The organism is Mesorhizobium sp. USDA 4413 (genome assembly GCF_056280365.1).
The window spans coordinates 3806272-3823645 of the sequence record NZ_JBVPRP010000001.1; the positions used below are offsets into that span (position 1 = coordinate 3806272).

Sequence of the window (17374 nt, forward strand, 5' to 3'; positions counted from 1 at the left end):
CCGCGCCAGGTCCTATCCTTTGACGTAGCCCATCGCCTCGACGATTTTGCCATCGGCGACGCGCATCAGATTGACGCCGCGCAGCGAATTGCCGTCGGACATCCAGAAGCGCCACCGGATCGTGGCGCGGTCTCCGGCGATGAATGTTTCTTCGAGATCGAAGCGCGTTCCGGGTCCGGTGGCGATCGCCGACCACAGTTCGACGCAGGCGGCCTTGCCGACGCGGCGGGCGCCGTCAGGCGCCGGCGTGGTGTTCTCGATCACGCAGTCCTGCGCCACCAGCTCGTCCAGTGCCGACGGATCGTGACGCTGGAAGACGTCGTTGTAGCGCCGCATGATTTCCGCGGTCTCGGCGGAGCGCTTGGCCGTGGCGATGTCGATGATCAATTCCTGGGTCATTGGATTCTCCTGTCATTTCATTGAGCTGCGAGGCTCGCCTTAAGCGTGATGGTCGCGACGCCGGCCAGCGCCCGCGAGACGAGGCACGCCGCCTTAGCCTTCTGCGCCAGCCGCTCGAAATCCTCGGTCGAGATACCGGCGACGCGCGCCTCCGTTTCGAGCTCGATGCGGGTGAGCGTCGGTCCGGCCGTGGTCGCGCCGAGATGCACCTTGGCGATCGTATGGATGTTCTCGGCGGTATGGCCTTCGGCGCCGAGTATGGCGGTGAGCGCCATTGAGAAGCAGCCGGCATGCGCGGCCGCGATCAGTTCTTCCGGATTGGTGCCCGGACCGCTCTCGAAGCGGGACGGGAAGGAATAGGCGCCTTCGAACACGCCGCTGCCCAGCCGCAGCCGGCCGGATCCTTCCTTCAGCGTGCCCTGCCATTGGGCTGAGGCTTCACGGATTGCCATGGCTGATCTCCTCTCTGTTTGCGGGAAAGTGTGATGGTCAGGCGCCGTCGATGACGACCTTGCCGAAGACATCGCCCTGGTCGAAATGGCGGTAGGCTGCGCGCGCCTCGGCGAAGGGGAAGATCTTGTCGATGATCGGCTTCAGCCGGTGCGTGGCGACGGCGGCAAGCATTGCCTCCAGCCCGTTGCGGCTGCCGACGAACAGGCGGCCGATGGTGACGAGGCTGCGCTGGTAGACGGCGCCCGGAATCTCGACCGACTTGCCGCTCTTGTCCTGCATGGTGAGCAGCACGATGCGTCCGTAAAGCGTGCTCGCGATCAGCGACTGCCGAAAGGTCGCCGGACCGCCAGTCTCGACGATCAAGTCGATGCCGCCGGTCGCCTCGCGCAATTTCATGCCCCATTCCGGTGTTTCGACCGAAGCGATGACGAGGTCGGCGCCGAGCGCGAGCAGCCTGTCGGCCTTTTCGGCGCGCGAGGTGACGGCCGCCACGCGGCAGCCCATGAGCTTGGCGAACTGCAAGGCAAACAGCGCGACGCCGCCTGAGCCGATCACCAGAACCCATTGTCCTGGCTTCGGAACCTCGGCTCCAGTCAGCGCGCTCCAGGCGGTCAGCCCGGCGCAGGTGAAGGTCGCCGCCTCCTGCCATGAGAGATGGTCGGGCAGTCGCACCGCCCATTGCTCATCGAGAAGCGCATATTCGCTAAGCATGCCGTCCAGCGTGCAGCCGAGTTGATCGACGATGCCCGGATGCGTGCGGCCGTCGATCCAGCGTGCGAAATAGCTGCCGGTCACGCGGTCGCCGACGGCAAAGCGCCTTACACCGTCGCCGACGGCCACCACTTCGCCGGCGCCGTCGCTCAGCGGCACGATGCCGACGCGTGGCGTGAGCGGATAGGTGCCGTTGAGGATCATCGTGTCGCGGCGGTTGAGCGAGGTGGCGCGCACGCGCACCAGGATCTGGTTCGCCCCTGGCTCGGGCATTGATACCTCGCGCACCGCCAGCTTCTCGATGTCACCGAATTCCTCGAGCCAATAAGTCCGCATCACCGCCTCCGAAATATGTAGACCGATTTACATATTATGTAGACCGATTGTCATAATATGGGCAAGCCCTATAATGCGCGCTCCTGACAGAGGTTGACATCGAGAGGTCGAGGTGGCGACAGACACACGGACCCGCATGATCGAGGCGACGGCGCTGCTCATCCGGCAGCGCGGCTATCACGGCACGTCGCTGAACGACATCTTGAGCGCCAGCGGCGCGCCGCGCGGCTCGCTCTATTTCCATTTCCCGGGTGGCAAGGATCAGCTTGTCATCGAGGTGACGCGCGCCAGCGTGGCCGATGTGACCGAGCGGCTGGGTGCGGCGCTGTCGGAGGAAAGCGATCCCGCCGTCGCCGTCCACCACATCTACCAGTCGGTCGCCCGTATGCTGGAGGAGAACGAGTTCTCGCTCGGCTGCCCGGTCGCGCCGGTCGTGCTCGATGGGACCAACGATGTGCCTGACCTGACTGAAATCTGCCGCTCGGCCTTCGAGCAGTGGATCGGATTGCTGCGCCAGGCATTCGTCAGGGCAGGGGTGCCGGAGCGGCGCGCGCAGGCGCTGGCGCTGCTGGTCGAATCCTCGCTCGAAGGTCTGATGGTGATCGCCCGCGCCACTCGCGACCGTGCCCCGGTCAGCGTTGTCGCCGATGAGGTGGCGGCGCTTGTCGAGCAGGCCGTGCTCGCCGGCAAGGTGGCGCAGCGAGCGGAGAGCGCCGCGTAGCGCCGGTTCTCAAATGCTAAACAAAAAGGGCGCCTTTCGGCGCCCTTTCCGTATCAGTGATGGGTCCGGACTTCTTAGAAGTCCATGCCGCCACTCAAGCCCGCTTGCGGGCTTGAGCAATGTTAGTTGATGGGCGTGCTTTATGGACTTCTTAGAAGTCCATGCCGCCCATGCCACCCATGCCGCCGCCGGGCATGCCGCCCGGCATACCGCCGGCAGCTTCCTTTTTCGGAGCTTCGGCGATCATGGCTTCGGTGGTGACGAGCAGGCCGGCGACCGAGGCCGCGTCCTGGAGAGCGGTGCGCACGACCTTGACCGGGTCGACGATGCCCATGGCGATCATGTCGCCATAGTCGCCGGTCTGGGCGTTGTAGCCGTAGGTCAGAGCCTTGTTCTCAAGGATCTTGCCGGCAACGATCGAGGCTTCCGCGCCGGCGTTGGCCGCGATCTGGCGGGCCGGAGCCTGCAGGGCGCGACGAACGATCGCGATGCCCGCGGCCTGGTCGGCATTGGCGCCGGTGGCCTTGACGGCGTTCGAGGCGCGCAGCAGCGCCACGCCACCGCCGGCGACGATGCCTTCTTCCACGGCCGCGCGGGTCGCGTTCAGAGCGTCGTCAACGCGGTCCTTCTTTTCCTTCACTTCCACTTCGGTCGCACCGCCGACGCGGATCACGGCAACGCCGCCGGCGAGCTTCGCCAGACGTTCCTGCAGCTTCTCCTTGTCGTAGTCCGAGGTGGTTTCCTCGATCTGCTGCTTGATCTGGGCGACGCGGCCCTGGATCTCGGCCTTCTTGCCGGCGCCGTCGACGATGGTGGTGTTCTCCTTGGAGATCGACACCTTCTTGGCGCGGCCGAGCATGTTGAGGCCGACATTCTCGAGCTTGATGCCGAGGTCTTCCGAGATGACCTGGCCACCGGTCAGGATGGCGATGTCTTCCAGCATGGCCTTGCGGCGGTCACCGAAGCCCGGAGCCTTGACGGCGGCGATCTTCAGGCCACCGCGAAGCTTGTTGACGACCAGCGTGGCCAGAGCCTCGCCTTCGACGTCTTCCGAGATGATGAGCAGCGGCTTCGAGGTCTGAACGACAGCTTCCAGGACCGGCAGCATGGCCTGCAGGTTGGAGAGCTTCTTCTCGTGCAGCAGGATGTAGGCGTCTTCCAGATCGGCGACCATCTTGTCGGCGTTGGTGACGAAGTAGGGCGAGAGATACCCGCGGTCGAACTGCATGCCTTCGACGACTTCCAGCTCGGTCTCGGCGGTCTTGGCTTCCTCGACGGTGATGACGCCTTCGTTGCCGACCTTCTGCATCGCTTCCGCGATCATCTTGCCGACGGACTCGTCGCCATTGGCCGAGATCGTGCCGACCTGGGCAACTTCCTCGGAGGTCTTGATCTTCTTGGCAGCCTTGCCGAGAGCGGCGACGACTTCACCGACGGCGAGGTCGATGCCGCGCTTGAGGTCCATCGGGTTCATGCCGGCGGCAACGGCCTTGTTGCCTTCCTGCACGATCGCCTGAGCCAGAACGGTCGCGGTGGTCGTGCCGTCGCCGGCGATGTCGTTGGTCTTCGAAGCGACTTCGCGCACCATCTGGGCGCCCATGTTCTCGAACTTGTCCTCGAGCTCGATCTCCTTGGCGACGGTGACGCCGTCCTTGGTGATGCGCGGGGCGCCGAACGACTTGTCGATGACGACGTTGCGGCCCTTGGGACCGAGGGTGACCTTCACCGCGTCGGCGAGGATGTTGACGCCGCGCAGCATGCGCTCACGGGCATCGCGGGAGAATTTTACGTCTTTTGCAGCCATTGTTAGCTCCTGACAGAGGCTCGGGAAGAGCCCGAAAATTCAATTAATGGAGAGACCGATATTCAGCCGATGATGCCCATGATGTCGGATTCCTTCATGATCAGAAGGTCTTCGCCATTGAGCTTGACTTCAGTGCCAGACCACTTGCCGAAGAGGATGCGGTCACCAGCCTTGACATCCAGCGGGACGAGCTTGCCGCTTTCGTCGCGAGCGCCGGAGCCGACGGCAATGATCTCGCCTTCCTGCGGCTTCTCCTTCGCCGTATCCGGGATGATGATCCCGCCGGCGGTCTTGGATTCGGATTCGACCCGGCGAACGACCACGCGGTCATGAAGCGGGCGGAACTTGGACTTTGCCATGTTGTCTTCCTCGAATGAGAACGGTGAGAACTGTTCCTCCATCCGGCGAGGCCGCCGGACATCAGTTAGCACTCACTAGAGGCGAGTGCTAACGTGGCGCTGAAATAAGCTGGCGAGGTGAGAGAGTCAAGGCGCGCGCAACGGCCTGGCGGCGCGAAATTGTTCTCGGGTGGAGCCCTGGGCGAAAATGCTATGGCCGCCGCAAAGCGTGGACGAGCAATCAGCCCGTTATTTGGGCCTTGGGCGAGCGCAGCACCAGCATCGGGCAGCGTTCGGCGAGTCCGTATGTGCCGGTTGAAGCCAGCCGGACATCATCGAAGAAGGTCCGGGCTTCCTCGATGAGCGACGCCGCGGGCGCAAAACTGTAGACGACGGAAGAGCTCCGGTAGACGTCGATGGTTCCGATGACCGGCAGTTCCCATCCTGTCCTAGCCGATAGCTCCTCGCGGTCGGGAAACATCCTGTCGAATTGTTCGAGGATGCCTGTAACCGGTATCGTGTAATCAGGCCCGCCGGCAATCGCAGTCATGGCCACCCGCCATTTGAGGTCGTGGAAGGTCGAGACGCCGCCGGCCAAGGCCAGGTCGCGCACTTCCCTCGGATCGTCGCGTGTTTTTTCGGGGCAGGCATAGAGCCTGATACCGGCGCGGCCGCCGGCTTTCAGCACGCGTGCGACGGCTGAAAACAGCGCTTGCCTCGCATCGGCGCCGCCGATGACCGTAAGGCATCCGTCGCCGATCAGCGCATCGACGCTTGCGTCCGGCATCGGCGGATCGAACCAGTCGCCGCGCACCGCTTTGCGCAAATCCGTGTCGCCCGGCCAGATGCCCGCGATCATGTCGCTGGATTCGTCCACCGCCGTCATACTCGCGCCGAGACCGGCAAGTTCCGGTGTCACGCCGAACATGACGACATGCGATCGAGCAAGCCCGAGCTCACGATCGTAAGCCTCGACGACTTCCGGCGGCGGCCGCAGCGGCGGCCCGAGCAACTGCCAATGCCTGCGAATTGCGTTCCAATGCTCTGTCATACAAACCCCGACCCTGGTAGCGCATTGTATTCGAACGCATAATCGAGGACGCTGAATAAGCCAAGCATGGAACACAAATGGCACGTATCGCAGTCATCACGCATGAACACGACCGCTTCCAAGTCCGCAGCGGATGGCTGCTGCGGCGAGATAGCCGTTTCATGCTGTTCGATCTGTTGGAGGAGCTGAAACGGCGTGGCCATTCGGTTCGCGTTCTGAGCGGCACCTCGGCAACGCCGGAGGCGGATATCGCGGTGCTGCATGTCGACGCGACCGTGACGCCCGCGGAGTATGTCGAATACGGGCGGCTTTTCCCGTTTTGCCTCAATATCGGCGCCGCCGACATCACCAAGCGCCGAGTCAGTACCGCTCTGATCGGGCGCGATGACGCCTGGAAGGGCGAGGTCGTCGTCAAGAGCAACCTCAACCATTGGGGCGCGCCGGAAAAGCAGCTGAACCGGCAGTCGCGCCGCGCCGGCAAGCCCGAGCCGTTTCCGGATGCGGTGCCGTTCGAGCGCTACCAGGTCTATGCTTCGCTAGCCGACGTTCCGCCCGCGGTCTTCGATCGTGAGGATATCGTGGTGGAGAAATTCGTTCCCGAACCGGATCCGGACGGGTTCGCCGCGCGCTTCTGGTTTTTCTGTGGCGAGCGCGAGCGCTGCACGCGCCATGTCTCGCCGCAGAAATTCGTCAAGGGCGAGGACACCATTCGCCGTGAGCCGGTCCCCGTGCCCGATGAACTGCGTGCGCTGCGCCGCAAGCTCGGCTTCGATTACGGGAAATTCGATTTCGTCATGCATGAGGGCAGGGCGCTGCTGCTCGATGCCAACAAGACCCCCGGGCGAGCCAGGAACCTTTCGAGCTTCATCGCCGCCGGCAATGCCAATCTCGCCGACGGCTTCGAAGGACTGATCCGGCAGGTCGCCTAGATATTCATGCCGCCAGATACTTCGATGCGCTGGGCGTTGACCCAGCGATTGTCGTCGGAGAGCAGCGAGGCGATCATCGGCCCGATATCGTCGGCGACGCCGGCGCGGCCAAGCGCGGTCATCCCTGCCACGACGCGGTTGATCTCGGCGTCGTCGCGCACATGGCCGCCGTTGAAGTCGGTGGCGATCGCGCCGGGCGCCACGGTATTGGCGGTGATGCGGCGGCCGGCAAGCTCCTTGGCGAGATAGCGCGTGAACACCTCGACGCCGCCCTTCATCATCGCATAGGCGGACGAGCCCGGCACCGAGAAGCGCGCCAGCCCGCTCGACACGTTGATGATGCGGCCGCCGTCCTCGATCAGCGGCAGCAGCGCCTGGGTGAGGAAGAACACGCCCTTGAGATGGATGTTCATCAGCGTGTCGAATTCCTCTTCCGTCGTGTCGGCGATCGGCTTGCGCAGCCCGGTGCCGGCATTGTTGACGAGATAATCGAAGTGATCGCGCTGCCAGGTCTCCTTGAGCTTCTTCTTCAGCGCCGCGACGAAAGCGGGAAAGGTGGCGACGGCGCCGGTGTCGAGCTCGATCGCGGCGGCGCGGCCGCCGGCCGCTTCGACCTCTGCGACGGCTGCCTTCGCCTCGTCGGCGCGCGAGCGATAGGTGAGGATGACGTCGACGCCTCTGCGGGCGAGGTGGAGCGCGGTATTGCGGCCGAGGCCGCGGCTGCCGCCGGTGATGAGGGCAATGGGACGAGTGGTCATGGCGAAATCTCCTTCTGTGCGGATGGAGATGCATATACTCGCCTGATCGACCGAAATAATCGGACATGGATTGCCAACACTATTCAGTCTGTGCGAACAATCAGCGATGGACCGGTTCGACAGCATGCGGTTATTCACCCGCGTCGTGGAGCGGCGCAGCTTCACCGCGGCCGCCGCCGATCTTGGCCTGCCGCGCTCCAGCGCCACCGCCGCGATCAAGCAGCTCGAAGAGCGGCTCGGTGTGCAACTGCTGAGGCGCACAACGCGGCACGTGACGACGACGCTCGACGGCGAAGCCTATTACCAGCGCTGCATCGCCATCCTCGCCGACATCGAGGATGCGGAAGGCGGTTTCGGCGCCCACGAGGTGCACGGACGCCTCAGTGTCGACGTCAATGGCCACATGGCGCGCACATTCCTCTTGCCGGAACTGCCGGCGCTGCTTGCCAGATATCCAGGCCTGTCGGTGCATATCGGCGAGGGGGACCGCCTTGTCGATCTGGTGCGCGAAGGCGTCGACTGCGTGATCCGGGCGGGCGTGCTTCCCGACAGCGAGCTGATCGTGCGGCGTCTCGGCATCGCGCGCGAGATCACCGTCGCGAGTCCCGACTATCTCGAACGCCACGGTGTACCGCGCACGTTGGATGATCTTGCCGGCCACATGATGATCGGCTTCGTATCGTCGCGCACGAGGCAGGTGATGCCGCTGGAATTCACCGTCGACGGCAAAGTTCGTGAAGTGGTCCTGCCGTCTCGAGTCACCGTCGCCAATTCAGACACAAGTGCCGCGCTGGTTCGGCTGGGCTTCGGGCTGTTCCAGGCGCCAAAGCTCCGCTACGCCGACGACATCGAAGCCGGCCGGCTGGTCGAGGTGCTGCCGGACCATCCGCCGACTCCGACTCCGATCTCGGTGCTTTATCCGCCGAGCCGCCAGCTTTCGCCAAGGGTGAGGGTGTTTGTGGATTGGCTGGTGGAGATTCTCGGGCCGAAGCTGGATTCCTGATCACGCTCAGAGAAACAGCCGCAGCTGCGCGTGGATGATCGAGCGGTAGTCGTCGATCGTGCGCCGACCTTCTTCTTTATCTTGCGTCAGCGCCAGCCGCACGACGCCGCCGGCGAGCTGGAAGATCAGGAACACCACGCGCCCGAACGCCTCGCGCTGCTCGGACTTGAGCATCGGCCCGACGTGGTCGCAGAACATCTTGGCCTGCTGCCGTGTTTCGGCGATGTCGAGATGCTGCAGCGCCTTATCGGCCTGGATGGCGTTCTGCAGGTCCTGGATGGCCGGGTCGGCGGCGACGCGGTCATAGTAATCGTCGAGCAGGCGATCGGCCGCAGCGGTCACGTCGTCCAGCCCGCCTATCCCGGCGATAATCGCGCCGAACCTTGCACGGCTTTCCTCGGAAAAGCGTTCGTAGAGCATCGCCAGGATCGCCGACTTGCTCGGGAAATAATGATAGACGGTGGCGATCGGACCGCCGGCCAGCGCGCCCACCTCCTTCATCGTCACCGCGTCGATGCCCTTTTCGCCGATCAGCCGCATGGTCGTGGCGAGGATTGCGTCGATGCGCTCGCGGCTGCGCTCCTGCTTGGGCCTGCGCCGCGGTTCAGTCGCCGTTCGCCTAGTCTGCGTCATGCGCCAATCTCTCACGAGAGTGCGAATTCGCGGTTGACAAAAAATATGATCAAGCATCAGTTTCGCCAAATGCTGACAACTTGTCAGCTTTCTGACCGGGCTGCAAGGGAGGGCGCCTCGTGACCGCATCGCAAGCCGTGCAAGCGGAAAATGGCGATTGGCTTGTCGGCAACCCGACCGGCCTGCAACTGGCCTCGGCGCTTTGGATCGGCTCTGTCGGCCTGCTGATCCTCGGCTTGCAGCCGGTGCTGCTCGGCGCGCTCTACAGCGAAGGTCATGTCACCGGTGACGAGCTGGCGCTGGTCGCAACCGCCGAGATGATCGCGATCGCCATCGGGTCGGGCGTCGTGGCGATGCTGCTCCCTGCCAGGAACATGCGCTGGAAGAGCGCGGCGCTGCTCGTCCTGCTCGCGCTCGCCAACGTCTGGACCGCTTATGCCGGCAGCCCCAATGCGCTGATCGGTGCGCGCACGCTGGCGGGCCTCGCGGAGGGCGGGCTGGTCGCCGTCGCGACGGAGCTGATCGCCCGCTCGCGCCGAGCGGAGCGCATCGGTGGCTATTTCGTCACGCTGCAGACCTTGGCGCAATGCGCTCTGGCGCTGATCCTCGCGCTCTATGCCGTGCCGCGAGCCGGCTCGGCCGGCGGCTTCATCGCGCTCGGCATCGTCTGCCTGTTGTCGCTGGTTGTCGCCTGGACCGTGCCGGACGACTATGCCGACCTTCCCAAGGAAGAACAGTTCGCCAATATGGCGACGGTGCCGGCAATCACCGCGCTTTTGTCGATCTTCTGCTATTTCATGTTCTTCGGCGCCGTCTGGGCTTTCCTCGAGCCGATCGGCACGCAGTTCGGCATCGACGGCCGCACTGTTGGCCTGATCGTTTCGGCAAGCCTTGCCGCGCAAGTGATCGGCGCCATGACCGCGACGGTCTTCGAGGCTCGCATCGACTATCGTTTCGCCATCACCGTCATTGGGATTATCGCGGCGATCAGCTCGTTGCTGCTTGCATCCGGCCCGGGCCTTCCAGTGTTCTGGGCGGTGGCGCTGCTGATGGGCTTCATCCTGCTTTTCATCGTGCCTTACCAGATCCGCCTCGCCATCACCGCCGACGAGACGCGCACCGCCGCGCTTCTGGTGCCGGCTGCGCAACTCTTCGGCCTTGCCATCGGTCCGATCGCCGCCTCGCTTCTGATCGACGGTGCGAACTTCAGGCCGGTGCCGGAATTCGCCGCCGCCACCGCTTTGGCGAGCGTGCTTTTGCTCGGCGCCTTCGTGCTGGTCGCCCGCCGCCGCGGCCAGCCCTGAGCGGGAGGATCATGATGGCAAACGCCTGGAGCAACTGGTCCGGCCTCGTCACGGCTTCCCCGAAGCAGATCGCGACACCGGCCGATGCCGGCGAGTTGGCCGCGCTGGTGCGCACGGCGCCCGGACCGCTGCGCGTTGCCGGTGCAGGCCATTCCTTCACGCCGCTGGTGCGGTCCGAAGGCACCATCGTCTCGCTAGAGAAGATCGAAGGCCTGGTCTCACATGATGCCGCGAGCAACCGGGCGCGGGTGAGGGCGGGAACCAGGCTCGGCGCCCTGATGCGCATCCTGCAGGACATCGGCCAGGGCCTGCCCAATATGGGCGACATCGACAAGCAGGCGATCGGCGGCGCGCTGGGCACGGCGACGCACGGCTCCGGCCCGACGCTCGGCGCCTATCACACCCAGCTCGAGGCGCTGCAGCTCGTCGATGGGCAAGGCAAGCTGCGTGAATATAGCCGGGCGGGCGATCAGGACATGATCCACGCCACGGGCGTTACATTGGGCAGCTTCGGCGTGCTCACCGAAGTGACGATGAACAACATCGCGACCTACCGGCTGCGCCGCCGCAAATGGGTGCTGCCGATTGGCGACATGCTCAAGAACTTCGAGACGATGATGGCCGCGCATCGCTCGGCCGAGTTCTACTACATCCCGTTTTCCGGCTACGCCCAGTTCATCGCCAGCGATTTCAGCGACGCGCCGATCACGCCGCGGCCGACCGAGGACGACGAGGAAGGGCTGGCGACTTTGCGCAAGCTGCGCACGGCGCTGCGCTGGCTGCCCTCGCTGCGCCGCGCGCTGATCAAGAGCGCAGTGAGGAAAGTCCCTGCGGAAGACTATGTGCAGGACTGGCTCAATGTCTACGCCAGCGACCGTCGCACCAAATTCAACGAGATGGAGTACCACCTGCCTTACGAGGAAGGTCCAAAGGCATTGGCCGAGATCATCGCGCTGACGGAGAAGCACTTCCCGGAAGTCTATTTCCCGATGGAGGTGCGTTCGGTGGCGCCCGACGAATTCTGGCTTTCGCCTTTTTACAAAAGGCTGACCTGCTCGATCGCCATCCACCATGATGCGGCGAACGACCCGCTGCCTTTCATGCGCGCCACCGAGCCTATTTTCCGCAAATATGGCGGCAGGCCGCATTGGGGCAAGATGCACAGCCTGAAGGCGGCGGATTTCAAGAAGCTTTATCCGCGCTGGGACGATGCTCTTGCCGTGCGGCGTGACATCGATCCGCAGAACCGCTTCGTCTCGCCCTATATGGCCAGCCTGTTCGGCATCCAACAATGAGCGCCTATTTCGCTGCCCTGTCCGACGCATTGAGGGCCGCCGAGATTTTCCGGCCCTGCCTTGTTCTCGACCGCGACCGATTGGACGGCAACATCGCGCTGGTGAAGGACAGGCTGGCGCCGGGCTTGGCGGTCCGGCTGGTCGACAAGTCGCTGCCTTGCATGCCGCTGCTCTTGCATGTCGCGCGAGCACTCGAAACCAATCGCTTCATGACCTTCCATCCGCCGGTGACGCAAGCCGTGCTCGACGCCTTTCCCGAGGGCGATCTGCTCTACGGCAAGCCGATGCCGGTGGGCGCCGCCAGGGCCGCGCTGACCAGAGGCGGCGCCGGCTGGTGGTCGCGCGTCTGCTGGCTGATCGACACGCCGGAGCGGCTGGCCGACTATGGCGCCTTGGCCGCCGCGCTCAACACCGAATTGCGCTTCGCCTTCGAGGTGGATGTCGGCTTGCATCGCGGCGGCTTTTCCAACCCCGCCGAGATCAAGGGGCTGACGATACCGGACAGCCTGCGCTGCGAAGGCATCATGGCCTATGAAGCGCATGCGCCGGAGATTCCAGGCCTGTTCGGCGGCGCGGCCAGGGCACTGAAGCAGGCCTCTACCAGCGCTGCCGAATTTGCCGCTGCGCTTGACCCGGACCAGCGCCGCATCCTCAACATCGGCGGCTCGAAGACCGCGCTGCTGCATGGCGACGGTGTCGCCAACGAAGTGTCGATCGGCTCGGCCTTCGTGCTTCCGGGGGATTTCGACACGCCCGGCCTCGACGGTTTCCAACCGGCGGCCTTCATCGCCACGCCGATCCTGAAGGTGCTCGATCCAATTCTGCCCGGTCCGCCGGCGGTTTCCTGGGTGCTGCAGGCGCTCGGCCTCTTTCCGAAGAAAGGCTGCTATCTCTATGGTGGCAAGTGGATGGCCGAGCCGGTGTTACCCGAGGGTATGAAGCCGAACGGACTGATCGGGCTGTCCTCCAACCAGCAGTTCATGGGTTTGCCCCACGGGGCGAACGTGAAGCCCGGCGACTATGCCTTCCTGCGGCCGACGCAGAGCGAGGCCGTGCTGCAGCATTTCGGTGCGATTGCGGTGTTTTCCGGCGGGCGGATCGTGGGGTTCTGGCCAGTGCTGCCGATGGGGTGAGGCGTTCAGCGCTCGCAGTGGCGCCTGATCCGCCGCAACCGTCCATACATGACGAAGCTGTGACAACCAATTTATTGACTCAGTCAACTAAATGATTGATCCTGTCCAGGACAGGAGGACTTCCCATGACCATCCACGACCATCCCGGAAAGGATTGCATCGATACGGTGCGCGCCTTCAACCGTTTCTACACCCGCCAGATCGGACTGCTCGACGAAGGCTTGCTGAAGAGCCCGTTCTCGCTGACCGAGGCCCGGGTACTTTACGAGCTTGCCCATCGCGACGGGCTCGTCGCCAGCGACCTGGTGCGCGATCTCGGCCTCGATCCCGGCTATGTCAGCCGCCTGTTGAAGAAATTCGAGGAGCGCGGCCTGGTCGAGCGCGAGGCAACGGAGGCGGACGCGCGCCGCGCCTCGATTGCGCTAACGCCGGCTGGCAGGGAGGCCTTCGCGCCGCTTAATAAGGACTCGCACGACCAAGTGCGGGCGCTGCTCGATCGTCTGGCCCCCGCCGATCAGGAGCGGCTGGTTAAGGCCATGCGCACCGTGCAGGACCTGCTCGGCGACAAGCCCGAACCCAAGGTGCCCTATATCCTGCGGCCGCTGCAGGTCGGCGACATCGGCTGGATCACGCACCGCCAGGGCCTGATCTACGCGCAGGACTATGGCTGGGACGAAACCTACGAGGCCCTGGTCGCCGAGATCCTCGGCGAGTTCGTCAAGAACTTCGTCCCGCAATGGGAGCGCAGCTGGATCGCCGAGCGCGAAGGCGAGGTGGTCGGCTCGGTCTTCGTCATGCGCAAATCGCCAAAGGTCGCGAAGCTCAGGCTGCTCTATGTCGAACCGTCGGCGCGCGGCCTTGGCATTGGCCGACGGCTGGTTGACGAGTGCATCACCTTCGCTCGGGCCAAGGGCTATAAGACGCTGACGCTATGGACCAACGACATTCTTGGCTCGGCCCGCCGCATCTACCAGGCCGCGGGCTTCAAGCTGGTCGACGAGGAGCGCCATCATTCCTTCGGCAAGGATCTGATGGGGCAGACTTGGAATTTGGAGCTTTAACTCTCCCCCTGCTCCTTGTGGAAAAAGGCGCCTCAACCCCTCACCGGCACCCAAATCTCCAGCCCACCATTGCCGGTGTGCGCGTCGAATTCGGGGCCGTAACGCTCGAAATCCGGGGCGTCGGCGATCTCATGTCCGGATGCAGGGAGCCACTTATTCCAGATGGTGTTGACCGTGCGTCGTATGGTCGAGATGTGCTCGCGATGCGCAAACACCGCGTATTTCTGCGCCGGCACTCGAACCCGGTAGAAATCCTTCGGCAGATCGGAGAAATCCGACACCTCGACGCCGGCGACATAGTCGAAATTGCCGGCATCGTCGCCATTGACGCAGACGCCATAAGCGACATCGCCGATCTCGCCGGGGATGTTGCCGATATAAGGGCCGAAGCGCTGCCACAGCATCGGGATACCAGCGCTGGTCTCGCAACTGTACCGTTCGCCGAGGCCGGCGATCAGGAAGGGGCGGCTGATCTCGAAGCGCGGCGGCTCGAGTGTGGTGAGAAGCGAACTGTCCATCATTATAGGCTCCACAAGGTCGAGATTTTCGGTCGAGCCTTGCGCGCGCACCAGCTCCGGCGTGGTGCCGAATTGCTCGCGAAAAGCCCGCGTGAACGCCTCATGCGAGCCGTAGCCGGCATCGAGCGCGACCGAAAGAATGTCGCGCGCACCGCCGGCCAGCTTGCGCGCCGCTTCGCTCAAGCGGCGCGCTCGCATGTAACCCATCACCGACCGCCCCGTAACCGCGCCGAAGGCGCGCGTCATGTGGAAGCGCGACACGCCGCTGCTCGCCGCTATTTCGTCAAGGCTGATGGCGTCGGGCAGATGGCTTTCGACAAACCACAGCGCCTTCTCGGTCGGGTTCATGGCTCCTCGCATTTGGCTGGGCGACACTAGTCGCTGCGCCGACGGCCAGTTTGATCGAAATTGCGCTCTGGGCAATAATGGTGATGTGCGAGCCGGGTCGAGTGGGAAGGGCCCGGCATTGTGCACGATAGGCGGGAAGGGGTGTTCCCGATGACGACGGCGACGGCCGATCAGGTCTTTCGATTTGGCGGGTTCACGCTCGACCTTGCCATGGGCACGCTGCGCGGCCTCAACGAGCCGCTGTTCCTGCGTCCGAAAGCCTATGCGCTGCTGTCGCACCTTGCCCGCAACATGGGCCGCGTCGTGCCGAAATCGGAACTGATGGATGTCGTCTGGCCGGGCGTCTACGTCACCGAGGATTCGCTGACGCAATCGGTACGCGAAATTCGCAAGGTGCTGGGCGAGGACATGGTGCGCACCGTCTCCAAGCGCGGCTATATGCTTGCCGCCGAGGCCGAAGCTGCGCCCGAGATCAGTACGCAGCCGATCGTGGCGGTCGTGCGCTTTCGCAACGATAGCGGCGATCCGGCCGACGAGGCGATGGTCGACGGTTTTGCCGAGGACCTGATCAACGGCGTGGCGCGGTTCGGCACGGTCACGGTCCTGGCGCGCAATTCGAGCTTCTCCTTCACCTCCTTCGGCCGCGCCGAGTGGCCGCAGATCCGCGCCCGCATCGGTGCCGACTATCTGGTCGAGGGGTCGCTGCGCCGGCAGGGCGAGCATGTTGTGGTGGCCGTCAGCCTTGTCGACATCGCCAGCGCCAGACAGCTCTGGGGCGATCGGTACCAGTCGCAAGGCGCCGGCCTGTTTGCGATCGAGCGCGAGATCGTCGAGCAGATCGTCAGCCGCCTGGTCACCCGGGTCGCCAATGCCGGACTGGAGCAGGCTTCGCGCAAGCCGGTGACCAGCCTTGCCGCCTACGAACTCCTGCTGCGTGGCTTTGCGCTGCTGCGCGATCCCGCCCAGACCGACCAGCGCGGCGCCGAGGCCTTGTTCGAGGCGGCGATCGCTAAGGATCCGAATTATGGGCTGGCCTACTCCTATCTCGCCTTGGCGCGCTCGCTAGATGGGGAGTTCGGGCGCGCCAGCGATGCAGTCCTGGAAAACGCGCGCGACCTTGCCGACAAGGGCCTGGCCTTGTCGCCCGATCAGCCGACCGGCCATCGCGTGCAGTCGCTGATCCGCCTCTATATGCGAGATCACGAGGCGGCCGAGCATCACATGCGCATTGCGCTCCAGCTCAATCCCTATGATGCCGACAGCATCGAGCAGATGGGCATGCTGCTCACCATGCGCGGCCGGCCGCTGGACGCGCTGACCTGGCTGGCCCGCGGCATTCGCATCGATCCCTTGCATCCGCACTGGTACCAGTTCGACCGCGCGCTGGCGCTTTATATGATGGGGGAGTACCGGCAAGCTGCAGAAGCGCTGGAATTGGCAACGCGCCCGGCGCCTTGGATCCGCACGCGGCTGGCAGCCTGCTATGCCCAGCTGGGAGATATGGAGAAGGCGCGTCGGCAGATCGCCCTCATCGACGAGGGCGCTCCGTTCTCGCCGCTCGACTACGCGTTGCGCGGCGTTCCGTTCGAGAGCCAGGCGGATGCCGAGCATCTCGCCGAAGGCGTTAGGCTTGCCCTCGGCTAAATGCGTGTCGCTCAGAGAAACAAAGACCTAAAGCGCGTCGCCTGACTCCGTTTCAGCGCGACGCGCTTCAGGTCGTGCTCGGGACCGATCAATCGGCCACGACCACAATGTAGCGGCCCTGATAGGCGCGATAGTAGGTGCCGCCGCAGCGCCAGACGTCAAAACCGTTGACCTTGGTGCGGACGCAGCCGGCTGGCAGCGTCGCGACCCAGGCTGTCGTGTGCCGCAGCACGCGCCAGGTGGTGGTGCGGCGGGCAACGCCGGCTGCGCTGCGCGGCGTCCAGGGCGCGCCGATGCGGGCCTCGGCGGTACTGACCAGCGACAGGGCCGGGACGGCGCTGCCGATGATCTCGACGGCAGTGATTGCGAGGGCGAGCATAGCTGCTGCCGAGCGGAATTTCCTGGGGGATTTCAAAGGCATATTGGTCTCTCCAGATGTTGGTTGAAGTCTAGTGGGAGGATGTAGCGGCAAGCCGGGCCGAACCCGCCAGTGCCGCCAGGTGAGCAACCACGAACAGAAAGTGCGCCGCGGTTGTGAGATAGCCGACGACGAGCACGTCGGCGGCGATGAAGAACTGCCAGAACAGGAGGTTCGTCGTTCCGAGCAGCACATGCACGGCAGCCATCACGGCATGCCAGATGCGGGAGTAGGCGATACGCCAGAGCGTCACACCGATGATCAAAGCGAGGCCATGCGCCTCGATGAAGCCGATGCCGGTGCCGGGAGCGTTGTTGAGCAGCACGGCCTCGGCGCCGCGGCCAAAGAAGGAGCCGGCAATGTCGGTGGCGAGCCCGCCGACCGATGCGAGGATCAGGAAGCCGGCGTTGAAGCGAACGAGGAGATTTCCAAAAAAGGGAGTCATTGTCGTTCCTTTCGGTAGCTGGTGAGATGCGGCCACGGCGACTCTTCCGCCGTGGCCTGCCTTGTCTCGCCG

19 protein-coding genes are annotated in these 17374 nt (G+C 64.3%); 8 read left to right on the forward strand and 11 right to left on the reverse strand.

The genetic code is table 11. The features are described from left to right. Positions 1-12: 12 nt before the first annotated feature. The 3 genes from ACVMIM_RS18595 to ACVMIM_RS18605 are packed head-to-tail and all read right to left on the reverse strand — an operon-like array spanning position 13 to position 1899. A complete protein-coding gene (locus tag ACVMIM_RS18595; protein WP_476113764.1) occupies positions 13-399 on the reverse strand; it encodes a nuclear transport factor 2 family protein in 387 nt (128 codons plus the stop codon). A 17-nt stretch (positions 400-416) separates the two neighbouring features. Then, a complete protein-coding gene (locus tag ACVMIM_RS18600; RefSeq protein WP_476113766.1) occupies positions 417-851 on the reverse strand; it encodes an OsmC family protein in 435 nt (144 codons plus the stop codon). Positions 852-888: 37 nt separating this feature from the next. Continuing rightward, the gene (locus ACVMIM_RS18605; RefSeq protein WP_476113768.1) at positions 889-1899 is read right to left on the reverse strand and encodes a zinc-dependent alcohol dehydrogenase family protein; all 1011 of its coding nucleotides are present in this window, start codon (positions 1897-1899) and stop codon (positions 889-891) included. A 112-nt stretch (positions 1900-2011) separates the two neighbouring features. Between ACVMIM_RS18605 and ACVMIM_RS18610 the strand changes: the two genes are divergently transcribed. Then, positions 2012-2620 carry a TetR/AcrR family transcriptional regulator gene (locus ACVMIM_RS18610; protein WP_476113769.1) on the forward strand — a complete coding sequence of 203 codons (609 nt, stop codon included), beginning with the start codon at positions 2012-2014 and terminating at the stop codon, positions 2618-2620. Between the two features lie 151 nt (positions 2621-2771). Here the strand turns inward: ACVMIM_RS18610 and groL are convergent, their stop codons facing one another. From groL to ACVMIM_RS18625, 3 genes are all read right to left on the reverse strand, one after another. Further along, positions 2772-4424: a chaperonin GroEL gene (groL, locus tag ACVMIM_RS18615; RefSeq protein ID WP_476113771.1), complete on the reverse strand. Its 1653-nt coding sequence runs from the start codon at positions 4422-4424 to the stop codon at positions 2772-2774. 62 nt (positions 4425-4486) lie between these two features. Next, entirely contained in the window at positions 4487-4783 is a 297-nt protein-coding gene (gene groES, locus ACVMIM_RS18620) for a co-chaperone GroES (protein WP_010915433.1), read from the reverse strand. A gap of 220 nt (positions 4784-5003) precedes the next feature. Continuing rightward, positions 5004-5813, reverse strand: coding sequence for a class I SAM-dependent methyltransferase (locus ACVMIM_RS18625; protein ID WP_476113773.1), 810 nt, complete (start codon positions 5811-5813; stop codon positions 5004-5006). 77 nt (positions 5814-5890) lie between these two features. Here ACVMIM_RS18625 and ACVMIM_RS18630 point away from each other — a divergent pair, with 77 nt between their 5' ends. Beyond that, positions 5891-6742 (forward strand): hypothetical protein, encoded by an 852-nt coding sequence (locus tag ACVMIM_RS18630; RefSeq protein ID WP_476113774.1) that lies wholly within the window; start codon positions 5891-5893, stop codon positions 6740-6742. On the opposite strand, the gene ACVMIM_RS18635 is transcribed toward ACVMIM_RS18630, so the two are convergent. Beyond that, positions 6739-7500, reverse strand: a complete 762-nt coding sequence (locus tag ACVMIM_RS18635; RefSeq protein WP_476113776.1) for an SDR family NAD(P)-dependent oxidoreductase — start codon at positions 7498-7500, stop codon at positions 6739-6741. The genes ACVMIM_RS18630 and ACVMIM_RS18635 overlap by 4 nt on opposite strands. A gap of 106 nt (positions 7501-7606) precedes the next feature. Here ACVMIM_RS18635 and ACVMIM_RS18640 point away from each other — a divergent pair, with 106 nt between their 5' ends. Further along, positions 7607-8503 (forward strand): LysR family transcriptional regulator, encoded by an 897-nt coding sequence (locus ACVMIM_RS18640; RefSeq protein ID WP_476113777.1) that lies wholly within the window; start codon positions 7607-7609, stop codon positions 8501-8503. Positions 8504-8509: 6 nt separating this feature from the next. Here the strand turns inward: ACVMIM_RS18640 and ACVMIM_RS18645 are convergent, their stop codons facing one another. Next, the gene (locus ACVMIM_RS18645) at positions 8510-9136 is read right to left on the reverse strand and encodes a TetR/AcrR family transcriptional regulator (protein ID WP_476113779.1); all 627 of its coding nucleotides are present in this window, start codon (positions 9134-9136) and stop codon (positions 8510-8512) included. Positions 9137-9255: 119 nt separating this feature from the next. Between ACVMIM_RS18645 and ACVMIM_RS18650 the strand changes: the two genes are divergently transcribed. The 4 genes from ACVMIM_RS18650 (at position 9256) to ACVMIM_RS18665 (ending at position 13929) form a co-directional block, all read left to right on the forward strand. Then, entirely contained in the window at positions 9256-10440 is a 1185-nt protein-coding gene (locus ACVMIM_RS18650; RefSeq protein ID WP_476113780.1) for an MFS transporter, read from the forward strand. Between the two features lie 14 nt (positions 10441-10454). After that, complete coding sequence (locus tag ACVMIM_RS18655) at positions 10455-11735, forward strand: D-arabinono-1,4-lactone oxidase (RefSeq protein WP_476113781.1); 1281 nt, start codon at positions 10455-10457, stop codon at positions 11733-11735. After that, the gene (locus ACVMIM_RS18660) at positions 11732-12868 is read left to right on the forward strand and encodes an alanine racemase (protein ID WP_476113783.1); all 1137 of its coding nucleotides are present in this window, start codon (positions 11732-11734) and stop codon (positions 12866-12868) included. Before ACVMIM_RS18655 ends, ACVMIM_RS18660 begins: the two co-directional genes overlap by 4 nt. 125 nt (positions 12869-12993) lie before the next feature. Next, positions 12994-13929 carry a bifunctional helix-turn-helix transcriptional regulator/GNAT family N-acetyltransferase gene (locus tag ACVMIM_RS18665; protein WP_041001131.1) on the forward strand — a complete coding sequence of 312 codons (936 nt, stop codon included), beginning with the start codon at positions 12994-12996 and terminating at the stop codon, positions 13927-13929. Between the two features lie 32 nt (positions 13930-13961). Here ACVMIM_RS18665 and ACVMIM_RS18670 read toward each other — a convergent pair whose 3' ends face one another. Next, complete coding sequence (locus tag ACVMIM_RS18670) at positions 13962-14795, reverse strand: AraC family transcriptional regulator (RefSeq protein ID WP_041001129.1); 834 nt, start codon at positions 14793-14795, stop codon at positions 13962-13964. A gap of 150 nt (positions 14796-14945) precedes the next feature. On the opposite strand from ACVMIM_RS18670, the gene ACVMIM_RS18675 reads away from it, so the two are divergent. Continuing rightward, positions 14946-16439: a winged helix-turn-helix domain-containing tetratricopeptide repeat protein gene (locus ACVMIM_RS18675; RefSeq protein ID WP_476113785.1), complete on the forward strand. Its 1494-nt coding sequence runs from the start codon at positions 14946-14948 to the stop codon at positions 16437-16439. Between the two features lie 88 nt (positions 16440-16527). On the opposite strand, the gene ACVMIM_RS18680 is transcribed toward ACVMIM_RS18675, so the two are convergent. Together ACVMIM_RS18680 and ACVMIM_RS18685 are read right to left on the reverse strand one after the other, a co-directional pair. Continuing rightward, a complete protein-coding gene (locus ACVMIM_RS18680) occupies positions 16528-16860 on the reverse strand; it encodes a hypothetical protein (protein WP_476113787.1) in 333 nt (110 codons plus the stop codon). Between the two features lie 28 nt (positions 16861-16888). Continuing rightward, positions 16889-17302 carry a hypothetical protein gene (locus ACVMIM_RS18685; protein WP_476113788.1) on the reverse strand — a complete coding sequence of 138 codons (414 nt, stop codon included), beginning with the start codon at positions 17300-17302 and terminating at the stop codon, positions 16889-16891. Between the last annotated feature and the right edge of the window lie 72 nt (positions 17303-17374).